Here is a 10,193-nt window from a genome sequence, read left to right as displayed (position 1 = left end):
TCTGTATTTAAGCGTCATCCATCAATCTGGAATTATTAAAGGATCTGTTTGAAGAGCAGCAGAAATATTATTATTTACCGGAAGTACAATCTGATAGTCAAAAGCCAATATATTCTTGGTAGAATAATTTTAACAAACATTCTAATTATTAAAAGAACTACCTTAAGAACTTCTTACGGTAGTTCTTTTTTGTTTTGTAGTATATCTTTCTATTTCAACTCAATAAGTTTTTGAAGGTAAGTGTAATTCTGTTGTTTTCTCTTTTAATCAGGGATAGAGCTTAAAGTAATTATTGTTACACTTTATATAGTATTATTATCAGCATCAGAAATGAAAAAAAACAAGAAAAAAATAATTATTTCGTGCAGTACACCAGGTTCTCTAATTAATTTTAGAGGAAAATTAATTGAAGAATTGGTTAAAAATAATCAAGTATATGTTTTCACGCCTAAAATTACAGAAGAACGACACAGAGTTGCCCTTAATAACTTAGGTGTTATTATCTATGAAAATGATTTATTACGAAATAGTATTTCAATACTGGGAGATATTCAATATATCTTGCAACTATATTCAATAATTAAAAAAATAAAACCGGATATATTTTTTTCCTATACTTTTAAACCGATAATCTTTGGATCACTACTCGCCTCTTACTGTAAAGTAAAAGGTATTATCGCTATGTTAACAGGTTTGGGTTATAACTTTACTGAAGATGGTAAAAGTAGTGCAGCGGGAAAAATAACTCAGCGTTTGTTACGCTTTAGTCTTCGTTCAAGTAGTAGATTAAAGATAATTTTTCAAAATGAGGATGATTATAAGGAACTTATAGATGCTAAAATTATTGACGTAAACAGTAATACCTATATAGTTAACGGCTCAGGTGTTGATCTGTCTCATTATGAAAATTCTATGCCAGATACAAATTCTATAGGTTTTGTTATGATGTCTAGACTTATAAATGCAAAAGGAGTTAGAGAATATTATGAAGCCGCAAAAGCAATCAAAGCAAAATATCCGAATGTGAAATTTACTTTATTAGGCGGTTATCATCCCACCGGTGTAGATTGTATAAGTGAAGATTTATATCGAAAAATACAATCTGATGGAATATTAGATTACAAAGGTTGGGTAACAGATGTTCGTCCTTTTATAAAAAATGCATCGGCTGTTGTTTTACCTTCCTATTATAGAGAAGGGGTGCCACGATCTTTATTAGAAGGGTTAGCAATGGGAAGGGCAATAATAACAACAGATTGGGTTGGTTGTAAGGAAACAGTAAACGTTGTTCAGAATGAAAGAACCGGCTTTTTGACTCCTGTTAAAGATGTTCAGGCCCTTGTTTCTAAATTAGAATTTCTGATAAGGAATCCGGAAGAAATTATAAGATTTGGAAAGAACGGTAGAAAATATGCAGAAGAAAAATTTGATGTAAATAAGGTCAACAAGCATATGCTCGAAATTTTAAATGCTTCATAACAATTTACCAATACTGAATATTTAATAGGATGTATAACTATAGTCTTATGTATAAACAATATTTTAAAAGATTACTGGATTTATGTATTGCGACAATTTCTCTTTTACTATTGTCTCCAATTTTTATTTTGCTCTGCATTATTCTAAGTATTACATATAAAGGAAATCCTTTTTTCTTTCAGAAGCGGCCGGGTTATAAGGGACATATATTTTCAGTGATCAAATTTAAATCTATGGCTGATTTATATGATAAACAAGGGGCTTTATTGCCAGATTATTTAAGGTTAACTAAAATTGGAAGTTTTTTAAGAAAGACTTCATTAGACGAGTTACCTCAGCTTATAAATGTAATTAAAAATGATATGTCATTTATAGGCCCCCGACCATTATTGGTTAGGTATCTGCCTTTTTATTCTGAACGAGAATTTACAAGACATAATGTACGACCTGGAATGACAGGATTAGCACAAATTTCTGGTAGAAATTTCTTAAAATGGGAAGATAGATTGGAGTTTGATGCTTATTATGTAGAAAACTTAACTTTTAAGCTTGATGCTAAAATTTTTATTAGAACTATTCAAAAAGTGATACAACGAAGTGACATAAAGATAATACCTGATGGAAAACCTTTAGACGTTTATCGCAAAGAAAAACAATCCATCAATAACGCTCTTGTTTGAGCATAGAAAGAGTTATAAAAAACATTGATAAGTATTCAAGGTATATCAATATCTTCCTGATAAAGTTTAACAGTTAATCTTATTAAAAATATGATAGAAGGCAATGAAATTTATTTGCGTCCGATGGAAATCAGTGATGTTCAATTTAAAGTAAATTGGATAAATGATAATGATGTAAGAAAATCTCTTATTATTTTTGATTATCCAATCTCTGCAATAGCTACTGAACAATGGTTGAGAAAAGTCTCAACAGATTCTTCAAGAAAAGATTTTATAGTTTGTCTTAAATCTAATAACACACCCATCGGATTCGCCGGCTTAAAAAGCATTGATTATAAGAATTTGAAAGCTGAATCATATATGGGAATTGGCGCAAAAGAGTATTGGGGGAAAGGATATGGATTTGATATAAAAAAAACGATCCTTATTTATTCTTTCGATTATTTAAGATTAAATAAAATTTATAGTCATCATCTTTCAGATAACATGCCCATGATAAACATCAATCTTAAATTGGGAGGGCAAATGGAAGGGACATTAAGACAAGATGTTTTTACTAATGGAGGGCTCAAAGATCGGGTAATAATATCTGTTCTGAAACATGAAATGGTTAGGTGAAAGAATAGTGGAATAATATAAAGTTTATTCTAAAATAATATTAGAAACTTGTTTATCAACTACTTCGGTTAATAACCTCAGAATTTACTCTAATTTAAATATAAATGAATATACTACTTACTTGTGCCGGCAGGAGAAATTATTTGGTTAATTATTTTAAAGAGGCTCTTCGCGGCTCTGGGAAAGTAATAGCTACTGATGTCCAATTAAATGCTCCTGCTCTTGTGGATGCTGATATTGCATTTAAAGTGCCTTCTATATACGATGAAACATATATAAGTAATTTGCTTTCTATTTGTAAAGAAAATAATGTAAAAGCTTTAGTCTCTTTGAATGATTTGGAATTACCAATAATTGCAGCAAACAAATCTTTGTTTGCTGAAGTTGGGGTAACTGCTATCGTTTCTGATACTTCTGTTATTGACATTTGTTTTGATAAGTGGAATACAAAAAAATTTTTAGATAGTATTGGAGTAAATGCTCCTCAAACATATATCACTCTTTCAGATGCTCTTGATGCAATACATAATCAAGAAGTGAGGTTTCCTTTAATAATTAAACCAAGATGGGGTAGTGCTTCTATAGGAATAGAGTGCGTTGAAAACGAAGAAGAACTTAAACTTACATATAAACTTTTATCCCTTCGGTTAAATAGAACTATTTTAGGAGAGGTTTCAAAAAACAGTATCAATCAGGCTATTCTTATTCAAGAAAGGCTGTCTGGCCAAGAGTATGGAATGGATGTTTTTAACGATTTGAATGGTAATTATATTGCGAGTTTTGCTAAAAAGAAACTTGCAATGAGGGATGGAGAAACAGATAAGGCTCAAACAGTTTCAGATGAACGCTTTCATGTACTTGGTGCCAAATTAGGAAAGGGACTTAAACATTTAGGAAATTTAGATTGCGATGTTTTTGAAACAAGTAAAGGACTATATATTCTTGAATTAAATCCTCGCTTTGGCGGTGGTTATCCTTTTACTCATGAATCTGGAGTAAATATACCTGGAGCATTAGTTAAAATGCTATCAGGGAATCAGGATATTACTAAATATATGAATATAAGTTCAGGTAAAGCTTTTGCCAAATGTGATAGGATGGTTGAGATTCCAGTTGAACCTTAAGAGTTTTTAAATATGATATTCTATCTAAATATAGTTCTTTTCTTCCTGACAATAAATTATAGCGGACAGAAAGAAGCAATAGATAAAAAGAATTCTTTGAGTAACACAATAGATAAACCCATCGCTGCTTTGCAGAAATTCAATTTAAACGATGGATTTAGATTAGAGGATGCCTTACCTAAAGGATATGTGAAAGATGGGACAGTAGATTATACAAATTATATTCAAAATGTATTAAATCGAAATAATAACATAATATTTCCAGCTTTTCCCTTACTGATTAATGATTCAGGACTTAGAATAAAATCTAATAGTATTTTGAAATTCCCGAAAGGTTCTGAAATCCGGTTATTACCGAGCAGTAAAGCACATTATGCCATATTCTTAATTGAAAGTTCATCTCAGATATCTTTAATAAATCCTGTTTTAATAGGGGATGGGAATAAACATTTAGGCAAATCAGGTGAATGGGGAATGGGAATTAAGATAACAAACTCCTCTAATATTTCAATTTATAATGCAAAAATTTCTAATTGTTGGGGTGATGGGATTTATATCAACGGAATAAAAAGAAATCCATCAAAAAATATAAAAATAATGAGTTCTAGTTGCGTGTCTAATAGACGTAACGGAATTTCTATAATAAGCGTAGATAGCCTGCTTATTCAAGATACCTATACAGCAAATAATAATGGAACTCCGCCAATGTGTGGTATAGATATAGAGCCAAATAGTTATATGGATGAAGTAAAGAATGTTAAGATAGTAAATGCCCGAACAGAAAGTAATTTGGGGAAAGGTATTTCACTCAGTTTAGAAAAGCTTTATGGATCAGTTGATAAAAATATTTCAATTTATTTAAAAAATCATAAGGACTTTGGATCTTCAAAAGGATTGCATATTGCTTGTAATAATAAAAAATCATTAATTGGAGAGAAGGTTAGTGGAAATATAACTATCTTAAATCCATCCTTTAGAAATAATAAAACATCTTCATTTGATCTAAGGCAATTACGTGAACCCAATTTAAATCTGGTTATAGGCAACCCCTTTATTATTAATACAGAAGGGATAACATTAAGCAAAGCTAGTATAGATAAATTACTTAAAACCAATCTCGGTTCAAATATGAATTACAACTTGAACTGATAATATCAAATTTTAAAATTTTACTAACTAATACTATGTGTGGAATTGTAGGTTACATCGGACATCGTGATGTGTTCCCGATAATTATTAAAGGTTTGCAACGACTTGAGTACCGCGGCTATGATAGTGCAGGTGTAGCAATAATGGATAAATCACTCAAACTTTACAAGAAAACTGGTAAAGTAAACGATCTTTTAGAACATGTTAAGGATGCAGATGTAGAAGGGAAAGTAGGAATGGGCCACACACGTTGGGCTACACACGGTGCCCCATGCGACAGAAATTCCCATCCTCACACTTCTCAGAACGGAAGATTAACTATTATTCACAATGGTATTATAGAAAATTACAATACTATTAAAGAGGCTTTAATTGAAAAGGGCCATACTTTCAAAAGTGATACCGATTCTGAAGTACTGATTCATTTGATAGAAAATATACAGAAGGAAGCTGGATTAAGCCTTGATGAAGCTGTACGGGTAGCTTTAAATGAAGTAATAGGAGCTTACGCAATTGTAATAATGAGCGAAGATGAGCCTGAAAAACTTATAGCTGCCCGGAAAGGTAGCCCGCTTGTAATAGGAGTAGGCGAAGGTGAATATTTCCTTGCTTCAGATGCTACACCAATTGTGGAATACACTAAAAATGTTATTTATTTAAACGATAATGAAATAGCGTATTTAACAAAAGAAGATCTTTTAATCAAGAGAATTGATAATACCGTATGTGTTCCTTATGTACAGCAACTTGAATTGCAACTGGAGATGTTGGAAAAAGGCGGTTTTGATCATTTTATGTTAAAGGAGATATACGAACAGCCCAGGTCTATCAAAGATTGCATGAGAGGACGTATATATCCTCATCAGGGTAAAGTTCAGCTGGGAGGTATTAATGAATATGCAGAAAAACTTAAAAATGTCGACAGGATTATTATTATTGCTTGTGGAACTTCCTGGCATGCAGGCCTTGTCGGCGAATATCTCATCGAAGAGTGTGCCCGTGTTCCGGTAGAAGTTGAATATGCTTCAGAATTCCGGTATCGTAACCCGATAATAAGTGAAAAAGATATTGTAATTGCAATTTCTCAATCAGGAGAAACAGCAGATACTATGGCCGCGCTGGAACTGGCAAAAGCAAAAGGTGCTACAGTCTTTGGGGTTTGTAATGTTGTTGGTGCTTCAATACCACGTATAACTGATGGAGGTGTTTATACCCACGCCGGACCTGAAATTGGGGTTGCTTCAACAAAAGCCTTTACAGCGCAGGTAACGGTACTTACTTTAATTGCTTTTTACACAGCGCAATTAAGGGGAACTATCAAAGAAAGCAAGCTGATAGAATATTTAACTGAATTCGAACAGATTCCTCAGCTAGTTGAAAAAACACTTCAGGTAAGCGAAATTATAAAGGAGATTGCATACAAGTTTAAAGATTCAAGAAATTGCTTATTCCTTGGGCGTGGTAATCTTTTTCCAGTAGCACTTGAGGGGGCTCTTAAACTTAAAGAGATTTCCTATATACATGCAGAAGGATATCCTGCTGCGGAAATGAAACATGGCCCGATAGCCCTGATAGATGAAGAAATGCCTGTTGTATTTATTGCAACAAAGCATTCATCTTACGAAAAAGTGATCAGCAATATACAGGAAGTGAAAGCTCGTAAGGGAAAAGTTATCGCAATAGTTTCTGAAGGTGATACCGAGATTAAAAAAATGACAGATTATGTTATTGAAATTCCTGAAGTAAGCGAAGCCTTTCTACCACTGTTAGCTACCATTCCATTGCAACTGTTGTCTTATTACATCGCAGTTATGAGAGGATGCAATGTAGATCAGCCGAGGAATCTGGCCAAATCTGTAACGGTAGAATAAGGTATACTTCCATCTGAATTTCCTGTAGAAAGTGTTCATTTAAAACATTTTCTATCAGAGAGTAATATTCATCGTCTTATGAATCTACTTTTTACAGAACTTCCTTACTATGAAGAAAATATTATTAATAAAATCAAAAATTTGTTTGAACTAAATAGTGTAGAACAGGAAATTTCTTTCTACTCTATGTTTAATAATTTTGATAGCTATCTTATTAATATTTTGGAGGGTGATGAAAATCGTATCTTTTATGCCACCTGTGTTGAAACAGAAAAGATCGTAGGATTTATATCAATCAAAATTAACGATACCGTTTTTCTCAATGCTTTAGTAGTGGATAAGCAATACTCGCAATTGCAAATAGGCTCTTTTTTGTTAGTAAATTCCTTAAGCATTCTTCGAAAGCAATTCAATTTAAGCGACTTAGAAGTAGAGGTTTTTGAAAAAAATAAAAAAATATTTTCATGGTATTTAGAGCTCGGAATGGAAATCTTAAACTGTAAATATTGGTACGATATAACGAGTTATTTTAAGAGAAACGGAAATACGAATCCTTCTGTAAATAAAAACGACAATGTTTTTTTTCAAATCTCCAAAATAAATAAAGGTATTTCAGAGCTTATTTACCTTAATAAATCTATAGCTACTTTAATAGACAGTAAATGCCTGGTATTTAAAACGGATATTGATTATAATTTATTGCAAAGAGTTATTTCTTTTTTTAATAACTTAGAGTTATCTACAGTCTGCCTGGTATCAAAAAGGGAATTAGCACTTAGCTTAATTGACAAATCTTTTTATTTAAGAGGAGCACTTGCTGAATTAAAGTTCTTTCAGACACCAGTTTAGATTATATTTTATGTACGGGATTTTAAAAAACATAAAACTTTTACGCTATGAATATGGAGGTTAACGTCTACATGCCTTACTATATTATTTCAATACATGAAAAGGAGTTATGGAACAAGTATATCCAAAATTCCGTTATGTATGATTTTTATCATACCTGGTACTATAATTCTTTGGAAAAAGCCGGAAATCCTTTTCTGTTTGTTTTTCAATTTCAGGATGATTTTATTGCATTGCCATTAATCAAAAGAGAAATTGAAGGATCAGCATTTTATGATTGTACGTCTGTATATGGATATGCAGGCCCCATTTCAAGTTTACCCTTTGAAGACTTAAATGGTAAAATAATACAAGATTTTAAGGAGGCATTCTCAAATTTTCTGAATAATGAAAATATTGTAAGTGTATTTTCACGACTTCATCCGATCATCAATCAGGAACTTCTCTTAGAAAGACTTGGTGGAATATTTGATAATGGCAAAACGGTAGCAATTGACTTGCAATTACCTCTTGAAGAGCAAAAACTGAGGTATCGCAGAGCTATCAGGCAAAAAGTAAACCAGTTGGCACGTAAGGGCTTTGAAGTTAAAGAAGCATCTACCAAAGAAGAAATTATAGAGTTTGTTAAAATCTATAATGAAAATATGATAAAGGTGAATGCCTCCTCTTATTACTTTTTTGACGATCAGTATTTCTTCGATCTGCTTAACTCAGATGATTTTGAGAGTAAGCTGCTATTAGCTTATTATGATGGAGAAATTACTTCCGGCGGAATAGTAACCCTCTCCAATAATATCATGCAATTTCATTTAGCGGCCACCCGTAATGAATTTTTACCCGATGCACCTATGAAACTGCTTTTTCATGAAGCAGCGGTGTTGGGTAAAAGCCTTGGAATGAGCTATCTGCATCTGGGCGGTGGGGTTGGCGGGAAGGAAGATTCTCTTTTTGAATTTAAATCAGGTTTTTCTGATTTGCATTTAAGCTTTAAAACCTGGCGATATATTGCAAATCTTTCTGCCTATAATTCACTGGTGGAAGAGAGGTGTAAAGATAAAGAAGCAGCAAACAATAGGTTCCCTTTATACAGATGTTGAAAATTTTTTGCCTCTTTAGCTAAACATTATTCCCCGATTTAAAGTTTCTATGGTGCCGAACAGGTTGAAAATAGTATAATTTAATTTTTTATTTTTTAGTTAATTATTACCCTAGTATGGTTTAAAAATTTACTCATGTCTAATGTCTACACTTATGAATAGAAAGATTTGGTTGTCGTCACCGCATATGGGTGGGAAAGAATTTAATTATGTGCAGAATGCCTTTGAAACGAACTGGATAGCTCCATTGGGGCCAAATGTGGATGGATTTGAACAGGATTTGTCTTCTTATCTTGGAAATAATATACATGTTGCAGCTTTAAGTTCCGGAACTGCATCTTTGCACCTTGCATTAATAATTTTGGGAGTTCAGGCCGGAGATGAGGTTATTTGCCAAAGCATGACTTTCTCTGCATCTGCTAATCCTATCGCATACCAGGGCGCAACTCCGGTATTTGTTGATAGTGAAGAGCGTACCTGGAATATGTCTCCGGAATACCTTGAAATTGCCATTAAAGATCGTTTATCCCATGGTAAAAAGCCGAAAGCAATCATTGTAGTCCATCTATATGGAATGCCCGCACAAATGGACCGGATAATGGAAATTGCTACCCGTTATTCTATTCCGGTAATTGAAGATGCTGCCGAAGCTTTAGGTTCTACCTATAAAGGTAAAAAGCTGGGAACTTTCGGAGATATGGCTATTTTATCCTTCAACGGTAATAAAATAATTACTACCTCCGGTGGCGGGGCTCTTATCTCGAAAAATGAAGAATGGATACAAGAAGCACGTTTTTTAGCTACGCAGGCAAGAGATGTTGCGCCGCATTACCAGCACTCTCAAATCGGTTATAATTACCGGATGAGTAATATTTGTGCCGGTATTGGAAGGGGACAGATGGAAGTACTACCCCTGAGGATATATCAGCGAAGGAAAAATTTCCTGTACTATCATCGTTTGCTCGGATCTATTAAAGAAATTGAATTTCAGGAAGAATTGAATGAAGATTACTTCTCTAACCGTTGGTTAACTTCTATTGTAATTGAAGACGACGATAAATTTAGTGCCGAAGAAATAAGACTGGCGCTGGAGAGAGAAAATATAGAATCTCGGCCCTTGTGGAAACCAATGCATTTACAGCCGGTATTTGAAGGTTGCAAATTTTACGGAGATGGCACAAGTGAACGGCTTTTTAATAAAGGATTATGCCTTCCTTCGGGTTCAAATCTAACTGAAAACGACATCAGGTATGTTATTAAGAAAATAAAAAGCAGTATTCCGCTTTTACAAAAAGTTTATATTCATTCAGAAGCTGAAGAATAGAA

At 33.1% G+C, this 10,193-nt stretch carries 9 protein-coding genes; all 9 read left to right on the top strand.

From position 1 onward, the window contains the following. Positions 1 to 330 precede the first annotated feature (330 nt). Entirely contained in the window at positions 331 to 1,479 is a 1,149-nt protein-coding gene (locus tag ACLCDL_RS15425; RefSeq protein WP_423149301.1) for a glycosyltransferase family 4 protein, read from the top strand. A gap of 29 nt (positions 1,480 to 1,508) precedes the next feature. After that, a complete protein-coding gene (locus tag ACLCDL_RS15420) occupies positions 1,509 to 2,159 on the top strand; it encodes a sugar transferase (RefSeq protein ID WP_423149300.1) in 651 nt (216 codons plus the stop codon). A 90-nt stretch (positions 2,160 to 2,249) separates the two neighbouring features. Continuing rightward, positions 2,250 to 2,777, top strand: a complete 528-nt coding sequence (locus tag ACLCDL_RS15415; RefSeq protein WP_423149299.1) for a GNAT family N-acetyltransferase — start codon at positions 2,250 to 2,252, stop codon at positions 2,775 to 2,777. A 104-nt stretch (positions 2,778 to 2,881) separates the two neighbouring features. Further along, the gene (locus ACLCDL_RS15410) at positions 2,882 to 3,901 is read left to right on the top strand and encodes an ATP-grasp domain-containing protein (protein ID WP_423149298.1); all 1,020 of its coding nucleotides are present in this window, start codon (positions 2,882 to 2,884) and stop codon (positions 3,899 to 3,901) included. Positions 3,902 to 3,913: 12 nt separating this feature from the next. Next, a complete protein-coding gene (locus ACLCDL_RS15405; RefSeq protein ID WP_423149297.1) occupies positions 3,914 to 5,050 on the top strand; it encodes a right-handed parallel beta-helix repeat-containing protein in 1,137 nt (378 codons plus the stop codon). A 35-nt stretch (positions 5,051 to 5,085) separates the two neighbouring features. Further along, positions 5,086 to 6,921, top strand: coding sequence for a glutamine--fructose-6-phosphate transaminase (isomerizing) (gene glmS / locus ACLCDL_RS15400; RefSeq protein ID WP_423149296.1), 1,836 nt, complete (start codon positions 5,086 to 5,088; stop codon positions 6,919 to 6,921). 78 nt (positions 6,922 to 6,999) lie between these two features. Beyond that, positions 7,000 to 7,770, top strand: coding sequence for a GNAT family N-acetyltransferase (locus ACLCDL_RS15395; RefSeq protein ID WP_423149295.1), 771 nt, complete (start codon positions 7,000 to 7,002; stop codon positions 7,768 to 7,770). A 47-nt stretch (positions 7,771 to 7,817) separates the two neighbouring features. Continuing rightward, positions 7,818 to 8,867, top strand: coding sequence for a GNAT family N-acetyltransferase (locus ACLCDL_RS15390; RefSeq protein ID WP_423149294.1), 1,050 nt, complete (start codon positions 7,818 to 7,820; stop codon positions 8,865 to 8,867). A 154-nt stretch (positions 8,868 to 9,021) separates the two neighbouring features. Then, positions 9,022 to 10,191, top strand: coding sequence for a DegT/DnrJ/EryC1/StrS family aminotransferase (locus ACLCDL_RS15385; RefSeq protein ID WP_423149293.1), 1,170 nt, complete (start codon positions 9,022 to 9,024; stop codon positions 10,189 to 10,191). The last annotated feature ends 2 nt before the right edge of the window (positions 10,192 to 10,193 follow it).

This window comes from Rubrilithobacter danxiaensis (genome assembly GCF_047272945.1).
GTDB classification, from domain to species: Bacteria; Bacteroidota; Bacteroidia; order Sphingobacteriales; family Sphingobacteriaceae; genus Rubrolithibacter; species Rubrolithibacter danxiaensis.
The sequence above is the reverse complement of the archived record's forward strand: the minus strand, read 5'-3'. Positions and strand labels throughout refer to the sequence as shown.

Excerpts from the sequence above, each read along its gene's own strand:
- ACLCDL_RS15405 (WP_423149297.1), top strand. The coding sequence starts at position 3,914 with ATGATATTCTATCTAAATATAGTTCTTTTCTTCCTGACAATAAATTAT.
- ACLCDL_RS15420 (WP_423149300.1), top strand. The coding sequence starts at position 1,509 with ATGTATAACTATAGTCTTATGTATAAACAATATTTTAAAAGATTACTG.
- ACLCDL_RS15385 (WP_423149293.1), top strand. The coding sequence starts at position 9,022 with ATGAATAGAAAGATTTGGTTGTCGTCACCGCATATGGGTGGGAAAGAA.
- ACLCDL_RS15395 (WP_423149295.1), top strand. The coding sequence starts at position 7,000 with ATGAATCTACTTTTTACAGAACTTCCTTACTATGAAGAAAATATTATT.
- ACLCDL_RS15425 (WP_423149301.1), top strand. The coding sequence starts at position 331 with ATGAAAAAAAACAAGAAAAAAATAATTATTTCGTGCAGTACACCAGGT.
- ACLCDL_RS15390 (WP_423149294.1), top strand. The coding sequence starts at position 7,818 with ATGAATATGGAGGTTAACGTCTACATGCCTTACTATATTATTTCAATA.
- ACLCDL_RS15410 (WP_423149298.1), top strand. The coding sequence starts at position 2,882 with ATGAATATACTACTTACTTGTGCCGGCAGGAGAAATTATTTGGTTAAT.
- ACLCDL_RS15415 (WP_423149299.1), top strand. The coding sequence starts at position 2,250 with ATGATAGAAGGCAATGAAATTTATTTGCGTCCGATGGAAATCAGTGAT.
- glmS (WP_423149296.1), top strand. The coding sequence starts at position 5,086 with ATGTGTGGAATTGTAGGTTACATCGGACATCGTGATGTGTTCCCGATA.